The organism is Corynebacterium macginleyi (assembly GCF_003688935.1).
Lineage (GTDB): Bacteria > Actinomycetota > Actinomycetes > Mycobacteriales > Mycobacteriaceae > Corynebacterium > Corynebacterium macginleyi.
In genome coordinates this window covers 228,960-245,845 of the sequence record NZ_REGE01000001.1, presented here as the reverse complement: position 1 = coordinate 245,845, position 16,886 = coordinate 228,960, and the positions used below count along the sequence as shown (strand labels likewise).

At 58.2% G+C, this 16,886-nt stretch carries 16 protein-coding genes and 1 pseudogene; 15 read left to right on the top strand and 2 right to left on the bottom strand.

Going from position 1 to position 16,886, the window contains the following annotated elements; all coding sequences use genetic code 11:
* Positions 1-57: 57 nt before the first annotated feature.
* From D9V82_RS12955 to D9V82_RS01195, 13 genes are all read left to right on the top strand, one after another.
* Entirely contained in the window at positions 58-210 is a 153-nt protein-coding gene (locus D9V82_RS12955) for a hypothetical protein (RefSeq protein WP_338079638.1), read from the top strand.
* Between the two features lie 265 nt (positions 211-475).
* Positions 476-901 (top strand): oxidoreductase, encoded by a 426-nt coding sequence (locus D9V82_RS01250; protein ID WP_234457393.1) that lies wholly within the window; start codon positions 476-478, stop codon positions 899-901.
* A 306-nt stretch (positions 902-1,207) separates the two neighbouring features.
* On the top strand, positions 1,208-3,193 hold the full coding sequence (locus D9V82_RS01245) for a PTS mannitol transporter subunit IICBA (RefSeq protein ID WP_121910587.1): 1,986 nt from the start codon (positions 1,208-1,210) through the stop codon (positions 3,191-3,193).
* Positions 3,193-4,359 (top strand): mannitol-1-phosphate 5-dehydrogenase, encoded by a 1,167-nt coding sequence (locus D9V82_RS01240; RefSeq protein WP_121910586.1) that lies wholly within the window; start codon positions 3,193-3,195, stop codon positions 4,357-4,359. Before D9V82_RS01245 ends, D9V82_RS01240 begins: the two co-directional genes overlap by 1 nt.
* A gap of 23 nt (positions 4,360-4,382) precedes the next feature.
* Positions 4,383-6,254 (top strand): glutamine--fructose-6-phosphate transaminase (isomerizing), encoded by a 1,872-nt coding sequence (gene glmS / locus D9V82_RS01235; protein ID WP_121910585.1) that lies wholly within the window; start codon positions 4,383-4,385, stop codon positions 6,252-6,254.
* Between the two features lie 118 nt (positions 6,255-6,372).
* On the top strand, positions 6,373-7,470 hold the full coding sequence (gene alr / locus D9V82_RS01230; protein WP_121910584.1) for an alanine racemase: 1,098 nt from the start codon (positions 6,373-6,375) through the stop codon (positions 7,468-7,470).
* Positions 7,460-7,960, top strand: coding sequence for a tRNA (adenosine(37)-N6)-threonylcarbamoyltransferase complex ATPase subunit type 1 TsaE (tsaE, locus tag D9V82_RS01225; RefSeq protein ID WP_121910583.1), 501 nt, complete (start codon positions 7,460-7,462; stop codon positions 7,958-7,960). The genes alr and tsaE overlap by 11 nt, the downstream gene beginning before the upstream one ends.
* Positions 7,961-8,048: 88 nt before the next feature.
* Complete coding sequence (locus D9V82_RS01220; RefSeq protein ID WP_121910582.1) at positions 8,049-9,638, top strand: aspartate:alanine exchanger family transporter; 1,590 nt, start codon at positions 8,049-8,051, stop codon at positions 9,636-9,638.
* Positions 9,639-9,811: 173 nt separating this feature from the next.
* Positions 9,812-10,321 (top strand): hypothetical protein, encoded by a 510-nt coding sequence (locus D9V82_RS01215; protein ID WP_121910581.1) that lies wholly within the window; start codon positions 9,812-9,814, stop codon positions 10,319-10,321.
* The gene (gene tsaB / locus D9V82_RS01210; protein ID WP_121910580.1) at positions 10,321-10,995 is read left to right on the top strand and encodes a tRNA (adenosine(37)-N6)-threonylcarbamoyltransferase complex dimerization subunit type 1 TsaB; all 675 of its coding nucleotides are present in this window, start codon (positions 10,321-10,323) and stop codon (positions 10,993-10,995) included. Before D9V82_RS01215 ends, tsaB begins: the two co-directional genes overlap by 1 nt.
* Positions 10,992-11,525: a ribosomal protein S18-alanine N-acetyltransferase gene (gene rimI / locus D9V82_RS01205; RefSeq protein ID WP_121910579.1), complete on the top strand. Its 534-nt coding sequence runs from the start codon at positions 10,992-10,994 to the stop codon at positions 11,523-11,525. Before tsaB ends, rimI begins: the two co-directional genes overlap by 4 nt.
* Complete coding sequence (gene tsaD, locus D9V82_RS01200) at positions 11,525-12,568, top strand: tRNA (adenosine(37)-N6)-threonylcarbamoyltransferase complex transferase subunit TsaD (RefSeq protein WP_121910578.1); 1,044 nt, start codon at positions 11,525-11,527, stop codon at positions 12,566-12,568. The genes rimI and tsaD overlap by 1 nt, the downstream gene beginning before the upstream one ends.
* 89 nt (positions 12,569-12,657) lie before the next feature.
* Positions 12,658-13,086, top strand: coding sequence for a hypothetical protein (locus D9V82_RS01195; RefSeq protein ID WP_121910577.1), 429 nt, complete (start codon positions 12,658-12,660; stop codon positions 13,084-13,086).
* Positions 13,087-13,094: 8 nt separating this feature from the next.
* Here the strand turns inward: D9V82_RS01195 and D9V82_RS01190 are convergent, their stop codons facing one another.
* Both D9V82_RS01190 and D9V82_RS01185 read right to left on the bottom strand, forming a co-directional pair.
* A complete protein-coding gene (locus D9V82_RS01190) occupies positions 13,095-13,730 on the bottom strand; it encodes a response regulator (protein WP_121910576.1) in 636 nt (211 codons plus the stop codon).
* Positions 13,727-14,923, bottom strand: coding sequence for a sensor histidine kinase (locus D9V82_RS01185; protein ID WP_121910575.1), 1,197 nt, complete (start codon positions 14,921-14,923; stop codon positions 13,727-13,729). The genes D9V82_RS01190 and D9V82_RS01185 overlap by 4 nt, the downstream gene beginning before the upstream one ends.
* 112 nt (positions 14,924-15,035) lie before the next feature.
* Between D9V82_RS01185 and D9V82_RS01180 the strand changes: the two are divergent.
* A pseudogene (locus D9V82_RS01180) lies at positions 15,036-15,638 on the top strand (ABC transporter ATP-binding protein); the annotation flags it as partial.
* A complete protein-coding gene (locus D9V82_RS01175) occupies positions 15,625-16,884 on the top strand; it encodes an FtsX-like permease family protein (protein WP_121910574.1) in 1,260 nt (419 codons plus the stop codon). The pseudogene D9V82_RS01180 and the gene D9V82_RS01175, both read left to right, overlap by 14 nt.
* Positions 16,885-16,886: the final 2 nt, after the last annotated feature.

Here is a 16,886-nt window from a genome sequence, read left to right as displayed (position 1 = left end):
GGAGGCCAACAGGGGTGCGTACAGCCAGGGGCAATCGCGCACCAGGTCAATGCGTGTTTGGGGCCGCGCAACCGCAAGCTCGGCCCGGGCCCGGCGAGCGAGGCGGCCTGCACCACCGGCGGCGTGGTGGCGAATAATTTCACCCGCATGGATTGCGGCACGGTGCGCCACGGATTTCATGTGCTTAACTACCTGTTCGATGGGCATTGATCCCGGAAAACTCATTCAGAAGCTACACGGCGAACATACCGGAACCGTGAAAGAGAAGGTCTAGTTCACCGCCGCCAAGAGTTGGCAGGTCACCAGCCGCGGTGTGGCGATGGCGCTTACCGGAGCCCAAATGCCGCCGCTGCAGCTGGTTACAAAGTTCACCGACGTTATGCTCGCTTATCAGCCGCGGTACCGTACCGGGATATCAGCTGGAACTAGGCAAGGGGCGGCAGATCACTCAAGCGCTTGGATCATGGGGCAGTGCGTGCGTGAAAGCATCATGGAGGCTACGGAAAACGTCCGTCTTCCCGTAATCGTGGATGCTTCGAGCTGTACCGCCGATACACTGCTGCCGCGCCTCGAGACCACCCAGCCGGCCGATTCCATGACGATTCACCCGGCCTGTTCGGTGGTCCAACTCGGCATAGTGAGGGATGTTAAAAAGGTCGCCCGGGCCGCAGCCAAGGAGCTGCACATTCGCAGCGCCTGCATTGCTGTGGTTATGCCGGCGACCGCGGCATGCTCCATCCGGAGCTCCCATTCCGGCAACCGCGCCGAGGCCGCGCATATCAAGGAGCTGGGCGGGCAGTATCAAGCCTCTACCAACCTCATGTGTGAGATGGGCATGAGCCGTGCCACCGGCGAGGATTGCCACCATGTCCTGGAGATGCTGGACCACGCCACCTGCTAGCTGACCGGGCAGGAAAGGGGTGCGGCTAATTGCCGATGCCCATCTTCTCCTACGTCCCCGGTAAGCTGCAGCCAGGGAGTTTGGTTACCAACGTGTTCCTGCTGATTTAGCTAGAGGAATTACCTCGACTGAACCCGATGCCCTCATTAAAGTAGGCCGAATGAAATTATTTTAAATGCAAAATTAAACTTTCGCTTGCGAAGGGCTAAAATGACGAGGTTATTGATGAAATCAATAATCAAAAACGTTCCCACTGTGCGTGTGCTTAGTTCGCACGCACTCAGCTGCTAGTGAAGGATTGTGCGTATGGCTGAGACGAAACAACAAAAGGGCGGGGCTCGTGTCGCCGTTCAGAAGTTCGGAACATTCTTATCCTCGATGATTATGCCGAACATCGGCGCTTTCATCGCTTGGGGTATTCTCACCGCTCTATTCATCCCAGACGGGTTTTTCCCGAACGAAAAGATAAATACGATGGTCGGCCCCATGGTGACTTACTTGCTGCCGATTCTTATTGCATTTACCGGCGGTAAGTTGGTGTATGAGGTCCGTGGTGGTGTGGTAGGTGCCATCGTCACGATGGGTGTCATTATGGGTACCTCCGCACCAGAGTGGATTGGCGAGGACGGTCACTCTTCGCCTATGTTCTTAGGTGCCATGATTTGCGGCCCTCTGGCTGCCTGGCTATTCAAGAAGCTTGAGGTCTTGTGGGCCGGTAAAATTCGCCCTGGATTCGAAATGTTGGTGGACAACTTCTCACTCGGCATTTTCGGTTTCGCTGGTGCTATTGCATCGATGTATCTACTGACTCCAGTGATGAACTTCATCATGGACATTGCTGGGCGGGCTGTGGAGTTCCTTATCTCCAACAACCTCTTGTGGCTGACTTCCGCTTTGATCGAACCCGCAAAGGTATTTTTCCTCAACAACGCCATTAACCACGGAGTTCTTACCCCTTTGGCGACTGACCAATCAGCAGAGATTGGTAAGTCGGTCCTATACCTCTTAGAAGCTAACCCAGGACCTGGTTTGGGAATCCTGCTTGCTTTCATGGTCTTTGGCGCGGGGTCGGCGCGAGCAACGGCACCTGGAGCCGCTTTGATCCACTTCTTCGGTGGTATTCATGAGATTTATTTCCCTTACGTGCTAATGCGTCCGCAGCTCCTGCTTGCCGCAATTGGTGGCGGAATGACCGGTGTTGCCATCAATACGATAATGGACGTTGGACTTCGTTCACCTGCAGCTCCTGGCTCAATCATTGCAATTTACGGAACCGTCGCGTCCGATTCTTATCTCGGGGTAACCACCGCAGTTTTCGCTTCCACTGCAGTGTCCTTTGCTATTGCTGCGCCGATTCTGAAATTCACGAAGGGTACAGATGACTTGGATAAGGCCGCTGCGGATATGGAGGCTATGAAGGGGAGGAAATCCTCTGTCGCAGGGGTGCTTTCTTCTAAAACTGCAAAAGAGTCCCTTGAGATCCGCAATGTTGTCTTCGCCTGCGATGCAGGAATGGGCTCTTCCGCCATGGGCGCTTCCGTGCTTCGGAATAAAATTAAGGAAGCAGGATTCGGAGACGTAGTCACCGTCACCAATTCGGCAGTTAATAATCTAAAAGATATTTACGAGCTAGTCGTCGTTCACGAGGATTTGGCAGAGCGTGCAAAACCAGCAACGCCGTCTGCTATTCACGTAACAGTAGATAACTTCATGGCCTCACCGCGTTATGACGAAGTGATTGAGCTAATTCGCGAGCAACAATCGAGTGAATCTTCCGCCACAGCTCCAACCGCAGGCGAACACAATGCTCCAGAGGGCCCCGCAGTTTCGGACGCTCTATCCGATAATGAATCTGCCGGAACTGACGTACTTAGTGCGGAAACAATTGTCCTCGATGGGCATGCCACCTCCCGTGAGGAAGCAATCGACCAAGCAGGTGAATTGCTAGTTTTTGCGGGAGCGGTCGAGCAGGCTTACGTGGATTCAATGCATGAGCGCGAAAAATCCGTATCCACCTTTATGGGCAATGGTCTGGCAATCCCGCACGGTACAAATGAGGCCAAGGAATCTATCAAAGGTTCTGCCATCTCCTTCATTCGTTTGAACGAACCCGTAGACTGGGGAGGCAAGCCCGCCACGTTCATTGTCGGTATCGCTGGTGCAGATGGCTCTCACCTCAAGACATTGTCCAAGATTGCCAAAATCTTCGGCGAGGCAGACACCGTGGAGCAGCTTGAACAGGCCACAACGAAGGACGAGATCCTCGAAATTTTCGAAAAGGTGAATAAGTAATGGCTACTAAGAAGGCATTGCATTTCGGTGCGGGAAATATTGGTCGTGGATTTGTGGGAGCAATCCTGCATGAAGCCGATTACGAGCTAAAGTTTGCGGACGTTGCTGAACCATTGATCAACTCATTGAATGATCTTGATTCTTATACCGTGCACGAAGTGGGCGCTGATGCTCGGGACGTAACGGTAACCGGTTTTTCCGGCGTGAACTCGGCAGAGGACGAGGAAGGTCTATATGCGCAGATAGTTGATGCGGACATGATTACGACTGCAGTAGGTCCCACTGTGCTGAGGTTTATTGCTCCTTCAATTGCAGAGGGGCTAAGGCGTCGTGCAGCGGCTGGTAGTGCAAAGGTACCTGTCATCGCATGCGAAAATGCAATCAACGCCACTGATGGGCTCGCTGATGCCATCCGCAAGGTCTATCCAGAGGTTGATGAGGTAGCATTTTTCCCTAATGCCGCTGTCGATCGCATCGTTCCGAACCAAGAGCGTCGGACAGGTGCCGAAGCGCTGGACGTAACTGTTGAGACCTACCATGAATGGGTCGTGGAAGCTGAGCCGTTTGCGCAGGCTGGCGTGGACGTTCCCGATATATCCGGCATTACTTGGGTAGAAGATCTTGCGCCGTATATTACCAGGAAGCTATTTACCGTGAATACGGGTCACGCAGCTACTGCGTATTTTGGAAAGCAGCAAGGAATTTCCGCTATCTCCGATGCTTTGTCGCGCGAGGAAATCCGTGGAAAAGTGGCCGCTGTATTGGCGGAAACGAAGCAGCTCATCGTTGAGAAATTCGGCTTCGATCCTGAGGTGCAGCAGGCGTACGTTGATAAGATTCTAAAGCGATTCCAAAATCCAGAACTTCCTGACACTACGGACCGAGTAGGTCGTGCGCCATTGCGAAAGATTTCTCGTAACGAACGGTTCATCGGGCCTGCCGCTGAACTGGCGGCACGTGGGTTTGAAGCTACTTCTTTGGTTGAAGCTGTGGGAGCAGCCTTAGACTTTGATGTTCCTGAGGATGCGGAATCTGTCGAGCTTCAAAAGCGTTTGCAAGCTGCTGCGGGGGACCGTGCGGCGACGGATTCCCTAGCAACCGAACTGACCGGAATAACTCCGGAACACACACTATTTCCCAAGCTATCTGAAGCATTCGCCCGTTAGTCGATGATGTAGAATCAACTCTTATGTGTGGAATTGTTGGATATGTTGGTCTAGCTAATGGTGACCGCGACTACTTCGCTCTGGATGTAGTTCTGGAAGGTCTACGTCGATTAGAATACCGCGGCTACGACTCCGCTGGTGTGGCGATGTACGCCGAGGGGGAAATCGGTTGGCGGAAAAAGGCAGGCAAAGTCGCTGCCTTGGACGACGAGATTGCAGCGCGTCCCCTGAAGGATTCTGTTTTAGGAATTGGGCATACCCGTTGGGCCACGCACGGTGGTCCGACCGATCTCAATGCACACCCACACGTCGTCGACAGCGGCAAGCTGGCCGTGGTTCACAACGGTATCATTGAAAACTTTGCGGAGCTGCGGACCGAGCTTTTGAACAAAGGCTTTAACTTCGTTTCTGAAACCGATACTGAAGTTGCCGCCGCGTTGCTCGGAGATGTTTTCCACAACGACGCCGCAGGTGACCTCACCAAGGCAATGCAGCTGACCGCCCAGCGCCTCGACGGCGCGTTTACCCTTCTGGCCATTCACGCTGACCAGCCAGACCGCATCGTTGCCGCCCGCCGCGATTCGCCTCTGGTCATCGGTTTGGGTGAGGGTGAAAACTTCTTGGGCTCTGACGTATCGGGCTTTATCGATTACACCAAGTCCGCAGTGGAAATGGACAATGACCAGGTTGTCACCATTACTGCGGACGATATCGCCATCACTGACTACGACGGCAACCCCGCCGAGGGCAAGTACTTTGAGATCAAGTGGGACGCGGCTGCCGCTGAAAAAGGTGGTTTCGATTCCTTCATGGAAAAAGAAATCCACGATCAGCCCGCCGCGGTGCGCGATACCTTGTTGGGCCGCTTTGACGATCAGGGCCAGCTGACCCTGGATGACTTGCGCATCGATGAATCGATCCTGAAGTCCATCGACAAAATCATCGTCATTGCTTGCGGTACTGCGGCTTATGCCGGTCACGTGGCGCGGTACGCCATCGAGCACTGGTGCCGCATCCCCACTGAGGTTGAGCTCGCCCACGAGTTCCGCTACCGCGATCCGATCGTTAATGAAAAGACCTTGGTCGTGGCCCTATCTCAGTCCGGCGAGACCATGGACACCCTGATGGCCGTGCGCCATGCCCGCCAGCAAGGTGCGAAGGTTATCGCTATCTGCAATACGCAGGGCTCGTCAATTCCGCGCGAATCCGATGCGGCGCTCTACACCCATGCGGGTCCCGAAATCGCGGTAGCCTCCACCAAGGCATTTTTGGCGCAGATTACCGCGACCTACCTGCTGGGTCTGTACCTAGCACAGCTGCGCGGCAATATGTTCTCTGATGAAATTCAAGGCGTTCTGGCTGAGCTGCGCAATATGCCGGATAAGGTACAGAGTGTCATCGATCAAGAACAGCAGGTAGCTGAGCTGGCTAGCACCATGAAGAATGCGGAATCCGTGCTCTTCTTGGGCCGCCACGTGGGCTTCCCAGTTGCCTTGGAGGGTGCGCTGAAGCTCAAGGAGATCGCTTACCTGCACGCGGAAGGCTTTGCCGCTGGCGAACTCAAACACGGGCCGATTGCGCTGATTGAAGAAGGCCAGCCGGTCTTTGTTATCGTGCCATCGCCGCGCGGGCGCGATTCGCTGCACTCCAAGGTTGTGTCTAATATCCAGGAAATCCGCGCCCGCGGTGCCATCACCATCGTGATCGCAGAAGAAGGCGATACTGCGGTAGAGGATTACGCTAACCACGTCATCCGTGTGCCCAAGGCACCGACGTTGATGCAGCCTCTCCTAGCTACGGTGCCGCTGCAGATTTTTGCCGCACACGTGGCAAAGTCCAAGGGATACGATGTTGATCAGCCGCGGAACCTAGCCAAGTCCGTGACCGTGGAATAACACATCCCACGGTCTGTGGCCCCTCGCCCTCTTCCATATCGTCCACACTGCCGGGAGAGGGGCCTGCGCCTAGCTGCAGTAAATTCAGCGCGCGGGGGGAAAGTGGCACAATAGGGGCATGCTGAAAACCACAATTGATCTTGCTGCCATCGCGCGTAACGTGCAGCTGATTAAGGAGAAGATCGGCCCAGACGTCAAACTGATGTGCGTGGTGAAGGCGGATGCTTATGGGCACGGCATGGAAAAAGTCGTGCCCGTGATGCTAAGGGCAGGAGCGGATTCTTTTGGAGTTGCCACGCTGACAGAAGCCGTGCAGCTGCGGCGCATGGGGGTGGATTTACCTATTGCGGCATGGATCTGGCAGACGGATCAGGTGCTGGAAGAGGCTTTGGCATGCGGAGTCCAGATTGCGGTCAATTCCCCGGCGCAGGTGCACAAGCTGGTCGAGGCAGAAATTCCCGCCGAGGTTTATATCAAGGTGGAAACCGGAATGCACCGCGCCGGGGTGGATAAAGCGGATTGGGAAGAGGTCTTTGTGCTGCTTCGGGATGCCCCGCATATCGCCGTCCAAGGTCTCATGTCTCACTTCGCCTGCGCGGATGATCCAGATAACGCGCATAATGATGCCCAGGAAAAGGAGTTCCGGCGTGCCCTCGACGCGGCGCGCGCGGCTGGTCTGGAATGTCCGGTTAATCATTTAGCTAATTCATCGGCCACGCTCTCGCGCCCCTCGGCGCACTTTGAACAGGTACGGGTCGGCCTTGCGTGTTACGGACTCGAGCCCATCGCGGGGCGCGACCACGGCCTGATCCCGGCAATGACCTGGTCCGGAAATGTCTGTGGGCTCAAACCGATCGATAGGGGTGAAGCCACCAGCTATGGGTGTACCTGGAGCGCGGATAAGCCAGGTTTCCTGGCTACGGTGGATTGCGGTTATGCCGATGGCCTGCCACGCGCGTATCAAGGTCACCTCCAGGTTGGCATCGGTGGGCGGCTCTATCCCCAGGTTGGCCGTGTTTGTATGGACCAAATAATGGTGGATCTAGGAGATAATCCCCATGGCATCGTCCTCGGTGATGAGGCCACCATCTTCGGTCAGGGTGGCATGTCCGCCACCGAGCTTGCTGGTGCCGTGGGAACCATTAACTATGAGGTGGTGTGCCGGCCTACCGGCCGCACCCAACGCGAGTATGTAGGAGAGAGCGATGCGCCGTAATTTTCCGGACTCTGGAACTCGCGATTTGGTAACAGTGGAACAGACACACGCCTGCGGCAGGGAGCTGGGCGCCGCGCTGGAAGCCGGCGATGTCGTCATCCTAGATGGTCCATTGGGTGCGGGGAAGACCACTTTCACCCAAGGTATAGCCCAAGGTATGCACGTCAAAGGACGCATTACCTCGCCCACGTTCGTGATCGCGCGCGTGCACCGCTCCCGGGTTGGGGGACCGGACCTGGTGCACGTGGATGCATACCGCCTGCTGGATGAGGGCGGGGCTAATTCCGGCGATCCCCTGGGGGAACTGGATGCCTTGGATTTGGATACTGAGCTTGCTGATGCCGTCGTCGTTGCCGAATGGGGCGGCGGCCTCGTCGAGCAGATCGCGGACTCCTACCTCTTTGTCCGCATCGACCGCGAACCGGCGGAGTTTGCAGACGCCGATAAGGACGTACGGCGTGTCAGCTGGTCGTGGCGCCAGAATGATTAGGTAGTTCTCATTAGTCTCACGCTATAAGTGATGGATATCTTAGGGCGTTAAGTTGCTTTGGGCATTCAAAGTGCGGGATCCTTAAGGGGTGTTAGATCTCCTAGCCTCCAGTCCTCTACTCGCCCTTTTTGCCATCATGGCCATAGGTTTGGCCATGGGTAAAATCAAGTTTTTTGGTATTTCTCTCGGCGCCGCGGCCGCGATGTTCGTGGCGCTCGGGCTTTCTACCGCGAATCCCGATATCCAGATCCCGCCGCTGGTGTATCAATTCGGCTTAGCTATTTTCGTCTATGCCATTGGCCTTAACTTCGGGCCGTCGTTCGTCCGCGAATTTGCTACCCGCGGCTGGAAGCTGACCGTCTTTATGATCGGCATGTTGGTTGTACTCGTTGGAGTGGGCTTTGCACTCATCCGCGTTTTCGACCTTGAAGCCGATGTGGCCGCAGGTATGTTCGCCGGTTCACTATCGTCCACCCCAGGTATGGCAGCGGTAGTGGATATGCTGGGCAATTCCACCCCGGTCGTCGGCTATTCGCTGGCTTATCCGGGCGCAGTCATTGGTGCGATTCTAGTCGCTGCCTTCGGCGCAAAGATATTGAAGGTAGATCATGAGAAGGATGCCAAGAAAGAGGGGATGATTCCCGCTCCGCTGGTAGCTAAAGGTGTGCGGCTTAACAAAGATTTCCCGGATACGGCCGGGCATCTCTACCGTGTAACCGGAAATACGGTGGTGGCTACCCGCGAGATTTCCGATATGGAAAATCACCAACTGGCGGAGCCGGATATGCCCCTGCGTAAGGGCGAAGCATTCCTTATTAATGGCTCCGAAAAAGACGTCGACGGCGCTATCGAGATACTTGGTGAGGAGTATCCTGTCGAGCTCACCCCAGAGGCAGGCTTGCAGTATAAGCGTATGACCGTGTCCAACCCGAAGGTCGCCGGCAAGCCGATCCGCGATATTGAAGCGCTTGAACATGGCTTTATCATCGCTCGCGTGCGCAAGGGCGATAGCGACATGGTTCCGCATCCGGATATGGTGCTCAATTACTCCGACCGCGTGCGTGTGGTGTGCAGCACGCACCGGGTGCGGGATGTGCGCAAGTACTTGGGCGATTCCGAATCGGCTCTCGGCAATGCTGATCTATTATCCATGTCTATCGGTTTGACCCTGGGAATGCTGTTGGGCCTTATCCCCATTCCCATGCCGGGCGGATCGACCCTGCAGCTGGGTTTTGGCGGCGGTCCTGTCGTGGTAGGGCTCATTCTCGGCTACCTGAATCGTACTGGCCCCATTAATTGGCAGATGCCCTTCCATACCCGGGAATCCCTCTCGAACCTGGGATTAACGCTCTTTTTGGCGGGCGTAGGTACATCCGCAGGTGCGTCATTCCGCGACGCCCTCACGGATCCATCCTCGCTGACCATCATCGGCGTCGGCTTCATCGTTACTTTGGTATCGGCCATCCTCATCGGGGTTATCGGCATGCTGGTGCTGCGTTTGAAGTGGGACGAGGCCATGGGCTGTGCGGCCGGCATGACCACAAACCCGGCGGTATTTGCCTATATCCGCGGCCAAACTGGAACGGAGCTTGCCGGGCGCGGCTGGGCAACGGTGTATCCAACCACCATCATCGGCAAGATTATCGCCGCTCAGGTGTTGCTATTGCTCTTGCTTTAGCCCCATATGTCCCGCGCTAATTATTCACCCACGTGGTAAGCCGCCTACACTGGCAGGCACTACCCCGTGGGTGAATGCTTGTGAGCTGCCGAGTAGCCTCGGTAACAGAACTGACATTAACTTCACCAAATGTACATATAGAACCCCTTGACCCGAGGAGCGTTACTCACCCCATGACTCAATTTTCTCGTAACCTGACCACGGCTATTATCGCGCTGTTTATCGTTGTGATGATGGTGCTCGTTGCCGGAGCTACCTTGCGTGAAGAGGATCCCTTAGAGGGGAACCTCACCACTACCTTGCAGCACGCCCCGCGGAACCTTGAGGTAATGCCACTCATTCCTTCCGATGTCTACGGCGCCGACTACAGCGCTATCGGTTTCATCTGCTCGGGCATGGCAGAAGACAAGGTCAAGGAAGCCGCCCCGAATCCGGATGACATTACGTTCGAGGACGGTGTCGTTCCGGAGGGCAAAAGCTATGTCATGGCTCTGGGCCACAACGTCGATCCTTATGTAGAGGAATTGGATTCCTCCGAGGTGGAGGTCTGCGAGATGATCAACGCCCAGGTTAAGACCATGGAACAGCAGGGGCACGACCTCGACGGCGGAGTACCGCTGCTCCAGGGTTCTCAGCCGCTGACCTTTCAGAGCGAAGACGGCGTGTGGAAGCTGGTCGGCTAATGCGCGTCTTGGCCATTGATACGGCGACGACCGCTCTGGTCACCGGGGTAGTCGACACCGAATCAGGGCGGACCACGCAGCGCATTGTAGCTGATACGCGCGCCCACAATGAACGGCTCATGCCCACCATCCTCGAGGTGATGGGCGAGGCGGGGCTGGAATTCGGGAATCTCGACGCTATTGTGGCGGGCGTGGGCCCTGGTCCTTTTACCGGACTGCGCGTCGGTATGGCCACGGCGCAGGCGCTTGCTGATGCCCTTTGTATCCCTCTTCACGGCGTGTGCACCCATGATGCCATCGCGCACGCTGCGCTAGCAGAGGCTGGTAACGAGGATGCGACCTTAGTTGCCACCGACGCCCGCCGCAAGGAAATTTATTGGGCCACCTACCGCGCAGGACAACGCGTTGCGGGTCCGAACGTATCGAAGCCGGGGAAGCTAACCGTGCCGGATGTCGCACGAGTGGTCATCCCTGAGAAGCTGGCTGAGCAGTTGCCGGAGGAACTTGCTGCGCTGCCACGCAGTGAAGCCGCGCCCACTGCCGGGGCTTTGGTAGCCGTCGCGCTGCTCGCTGCGGATCCGGAGCCATTCGTGCCGATGTACCTGCGCCGCCCCGATGCGGTTCCACCTAAAAAGCAGCGACTTTCGGCCGCGATTCCAGAGGTGCGCCTGTGAACCTGCGCGAGCTTACTCCCGCCGATGCACCACGCTGCGCTGAGCTGGAGAAGGTACTATTTCCTGGTGAAACCCCGTGGACGGAAGCGATATTTAAGCAAGAAATGGCCCAGCCCTTCACCTTCTACCTCGGAGTGGAAGGCGCTTTGGACCCCGCGGTGCCGGAGGATGGTGAAAAACCCGTCCTTTGGGGCTATGCCGGCATTGGCATGATGGGCCCAGTCGCAGACCCAGAGTTCGAGATCCACACCATAGGCGTTGATCCTAAGGCCCAGCGACGCGGCATAGCACGCATGATGATGGAGAATATTTGCCATATCGCGGACGTCAAAAGCGCGCCCATCTTTTTAGAGGTGCGCGTGGGAAACGATCCCGCCATCGAGCTATACCGGCGCTATGGCTTTAACATCGAGGGGATCCGCCGCAATTACTATCAGCCCTCCGGGGCGGATGCGCACGTCATGATGCGCCCTAGCCAAACCCCCAGCCATACCCCGCAGCTAAGCCAGCGTGAAGCAAAGGAGCAGTAATGAAGGTCATGGGCATCGAGTCCTCCTGCGATGAGACCGGCGTGGGCATCGTCGAGCTGGAGCAGGACGGCCACATGGAGATCATCGCCAATGCCGTTGCTTCGTCGATGCAGCAGCATGCGCGCTTTGGCGGCGTGGTGCCCGAGATCGCCTCCCGGGCCCATCTAGAGGCCATGCCGCAGGTGATGCGGGCGGCATTGGAAGAGGCGAGCATCGATAAGCCCGATGCCATTGCCGCTACCGTGGGCCCTGGTCTGGCTGGCGCCCTGCTCGTGGGTGCTTCCGCCGCCAAGGCTTATGCTGCCGCGTGGGGCGTGCCCTTTTATGGCGTTAACCACCTCGGCGGACACGTGGCCGTGGCCAACCTCGAGGGCGAGAGCCTGCCGCACTCGGTCGCGCTGTTGGTCTCCGGCGGGCACACGCAGTTGCTCGAAGTTGAGGCCGTGGGAAAGCCCATGCGCGAGTTAGGCTCCACGCTTGATGATGCCGCCGGTGAGGCCTACGACAAAGTCTCCCGACTCCTAGGATTGGGGTACCCGGGTGGGCCAGTCATCGATAAGCTGGCTTCCCGCGGAAAGCCCACCATCGATTTCCCGCGCGGCATGTCGCGCGCCGAGGATCTACGTGGTGAGCACCGGCATGATTTTTCTTTCTCGGGGCTAAAGACATCCGTTGCGCGCTATGTGGAGCGCGCCGAAAAGGCCGGCGAGACCATCTCCGTGGAGGATGTATGCGCCTCGTTCCAAGAGGCCGTGGCAGATGTGCTCACCGCTAAAGCCATTCGTGCTTGTGAGGATACCGGGGCGAAGGTGTTGTTGCTTGGTGGTGGCGTTGTGGCTAATTCCCGGCTCCGGGAGCTGGCCGCCGAGCGTTGCAACGCCGCCGGGGTGGAGCTGCGCGTGCCGCGGTTTAACCTGTGTACCGATAACGGCGTGATGATCGCTGCCCTCGGTGCCCAGCTCATTCATGAGGGGGCTGCGCCGTCGAGCCTTGATATTGGCACTGACACGCAACTGGATGTGGAAGAGCCACAGTTAACCTAAAATTCTTCTTCCTCGCACTGCGGGGTAGCGGAGTCAGCGGTAATCTTTAACGCGTTCACGCCCTCTCGGCTTTAAAGGAGCTTTCTCTTATGACCGTTGGTTTCCTCGTCAATCCCGATCTCACGTGCCGAAAAATCGAGTTCGAATTAGAACACGCCAATCAGTTCTTGGGCGGCACCATCGAGGGTCGCGTCTCTGTCGTATTTCAGGATGATGGCACAACTTACGCCGCGCTCTACAACCCAGAGGCCAAGCAGGAAGGTGCCGATCCCAATCCGGTGGCTTCCTTAGCGCGCAATGCCGCAGACACGGGAAACTCCGCCTTTTTGCAAGATCCCATCCGCGCTATCAGCGGCCCGGTCATCTTCGTAGATGCAGAGGGTGTGGAGGACTCCATCGACGAGGTCATCGCTTCCGTCGAGCGCGGCATCCGCGCGGTGAAAAACTACCGCGAGGATTTCCCCGACGAGTACACGCTCTGGCGCGCTGCGGTCATCAACTCCACGAAGAGCGCATAAGCACGCCTTTAACGCTCGGTGTGGCGCAGCCACATCAGCACGGCCTTGACGCGGCGGTTGGCATCCTCGGGCCGAAATCCGAGTTTGAGAAAAATATTGGACACATGTTTGCTTACCGCCCCTGCGGTTAATACCAGCGCGTCTTCAATTTCTTGATTGCTCAAACCTTGTGCCATGAGCCCCAAAACCTCGCGTTCACGGGCGGTTAATTGGCTCAGCCCCGTGCGCCGCGCGGATAGCAGGGCGGTGACCACTTCTGGGTCGACGACGGTACCGCCGCCCGCCACTTCCTCGAGGGTGTGCACGAATTCGTCCACATCAGATACGCGCTCTTTGAGCAGGTAGCCGAATCCGCCGTGCTCTAAGAGTCGGTCTAAGTAGCTCGCCGCCACGTACTGGCTGAGCACGACCACCGGCTGCGACGGGTCTGCCGCCCGCACATCGTGCACGGCACACAGCCCATCATCATTCATGGTAGGCGGCATGCGGACATCGCTAATGATCAGATCGAAGTCATCACTGCCCGCGCAGGCGCGCAATTCCTCGGCATCGTTGACGGCGGTTACGCTATGGCCCAGTACCGTCAGAAGCTGTTCTAGCCCGGCGCGCAAGAGGGCAGAATCCTCTGCCAATAAGAGTTTCATCGGGCCTCCTTTAGCGGTAGTGACATGGTTAAGGTTGCTCCTTGTCCCTCTGTGTGAGCAGGGAAGAAGTCGACGCTGCCTCCTAGTGCCGCTGCCCGCTCGTGCAGCCCGGCCAACCCAGTGCCCGCAGTCGCCCCCGTGGTCTTTGCGCTAGTCGCTTCGCCACCCGTATCGGCGCGGGTACCAGTGCCGACACGGGAATGCGCGGGGCCGGACGCACTAGGGACTCCTCCTTCGGAGAGGTCGCCGGTGCCGTTATCGTGGACACTCAGGCGAAGATCGTCGCCAAAAGAGATGGACACGGTGGCGGCGGTGGCCCCGCCGTGGGTGGATGCGTTGGTTAGTGCCTCTGCTACCGTGTGGTAGGCCAGTAGCGCTGTCGTTTCCTCAATGGAGCGTTCCGCGCCATCGACGTGCAATTCCGCGTCGAGCCCGCTGTGGGCTAAGAGCTCATCGAGTGCGGGGATGAGGCCGTCATCGAAAAGCACCTGTGGTGCAATGCCACGCACGGTAGCACGCAGGGCGGATAGGGCATGGGTGGCGTTGTGTTCGGCATCGGCAAGCACCTGCTGAGCCTCGGGCGGGGCCTGCAGCTTGGCCGCCGCCAGGTTGAGCTTGAGCGCGGTCAGGTACTGCTGCGGACCGTCGTGGAGCTCGCGCTCGATGCGGCGGCGCTCGCCCGAAAAGGCATCAATAAGAGTGGCGCGCGAGGCCGCCAACTCCTGCGCAGAAGGGCTCAGCGCGAGCCAGGTCAAAGAAATGGAGGCCTTGACCAGCAGGCGGTTGAGCACCACCAGTAGGACGAAGAGCACGGTGGCCGCGAGCCAGCACACGACAAAAATCAATGGGCGATTATCGGTGGTCCACTCGCCGACGTTGAACTCGGCCTGCGGAATAAACGGCGCGGTAACCAGTACGCCCGCGACAAAACCGACAAAGACCCAGTTGGCAAAGCAGGCCACGCAAATAAGAAGTTGCAGTAGGAGGTGGTAAAACTGCTGCCAATCAAACCAACGGTTGGCCCGTCGCGGGGGAATATCAACGCCCATCCACCTCGCACCACAGCGGCCGATAAACTCCGCGGCGCGGGCTACCAGCGGAATCCACGGCAGCATGAGTACGGAGACCACCAGTCCCGGAAGCGCGAGCACACCGAGGACGAGGCTCCACGCATTGGCCTTGACAGTTCGCATATCTGTTCAGCCTAGCCGCCGCGCCGGGGTGGTGGCAGTAGAGTTAGCTCCACTATTTTCTGGGCAGCCTTCCCCATCGCGCGTGTGGGACGTGACCGGTGGAATGGGAGGCATGTTAAAAGCACAGAATCTGAGCAAGCGCTACGGCACCCATCCTGCACTTGCCGAGGTGAACTTAAGCATCGAGCCGGGGGAATTTGTCGCGATTATGGGGCCATCCGGTAGCGGCAAGACCACGCTGTTGAACCTGCTTTCCGGGCTGGATAAGCCCAGTTCTGGCACAGTTAACGCGCCAGGCCGCACGGAGCGCGCCTTCGTATTCCAGGACTATAACCTGCTGGAATCGCTCAACGCCCGCAAAAATGCCACGTTGACCGCGCACTTTTCCGGCCGGCGCTGCACCCGCGAGGAGGTGCAGAAAACCTTTGCGTCTCTGGGACTTGACGGGCTGGAGCGCCGCCTGCCCGCGCAGCTTTCCGGCGGCCAGCAGCAGCGCGTTGCCGTTGCGCGCGCCTTGCTGGCCGGTGCGCCGTATATCTTTGCTGATGAGCCTACGGGCGCGCTTGACGATGCCACCGCCCAGCTCGTCCTCACCCATCTCCGCACCGCCGCACGGGGCGGGGCCGCGGTGGTCATGGTGACCCACTCGCGCCTTGCCGCGGAGGCCGCCGACCGCATCATTGAGCTCCAGGAGGCCAACCATGCTGGTGTGGCTCAAGGATTTACAAAGCAATTGGCTATCCTGGCTTGCCGTTGCGCTGACCATGGTGGTCTCATCGGCCGCGTGCGCGCTGGCGGTATCGATGCTGGTAGCCACCTCGGACGCGGACGATGATCCCACGGGGCCTCTCGGTGGTACCGTGCTGGGCATGGCGGTCTGTGCCGTCGTGTTGATTACGTTGTCGCAGATGCGGCTGATCATTGAGGAACGCGAACCCGTCTACCGCTCGTGGCGCATGATTGGCATGCCCGGGTGGATGATCAATAGCTTCATCGTGGGGCAGGTCAGTGCGGTAAGCGCTATCGCGGCGCTCATCGGGACTTTCCCGGCGCGCCTGTTTGTCGAGCCCATGGCCGCGGCCTTTCGCAGCGACAAGATTCCCATGCCGGAATTGGCCATTACCCCGCTGGTCATCCGCATCGCCGTGGACGTGTGCGTGGCATCGGCGGTCTGCGGTGCCCTCATACCGCTGCGCCGGGTCTTTCGCCCGCGAGTGGAACCGCGCCCGGTGTGGGTAGTGCTGCGCTGCCTTGTGGCCGCAGGTTTGGTAGGCGGTACCGTGTACGGCTGCCTGCAGATAGAGGATCCGGGCGATAGCCTCGCCGCTTCCATGGGGCTAGTCATCCTGGTGGCACTCATGACGCCGTGGCTGATGCCCGCCCTGGACCAATGGACGCGCCTGTGCGGCATCGCCGGGGCCAATGTGCGGGTGCGCCGCCGCTTTTCCGTTCCCCATATCGTGCCGTGGGTGCTGCTCGGTGGCCTGATCGTCGCGGTGGGCTCTGGGGTGATGATGTTCAAGGGTACGGAAAGCCTCGACACCTTGTCATCGGGGCGAGTCTTCGCGGCATTTCTCGGCCCTGTCGTTGCCCCGAGCATCGTTGGTGCGGTGCTGACCTCACTCATCATGCGCTCGCGCATCGCCAACGATGTACGCGGCCTGCGGTTGGCGGGCGCCTCACCGGCGGCGTGGGCACGGGTGCAGGTGGGAGAAGCCTTTTGCCTGACCGTTACCGCTGCGGCGATAGTCATTGCCTTGAGCGCAACGGTAGTGATGCTGCTCAACCAGCTGCTGCAGGCCGATTCTCATTCCGGGATGGGCGCGCTGTGGGAGGGCCTCGCCGGGGTGTGGTGGGCGCCATTCGGCCTAATTTTTGGCGCAATGTTTCTTGCGCTGTGCGCCGTCAAGCTCATTCTTGCGGGATTCCTGCGCTCAACCGCCCAGATCCGCACAAACTGATG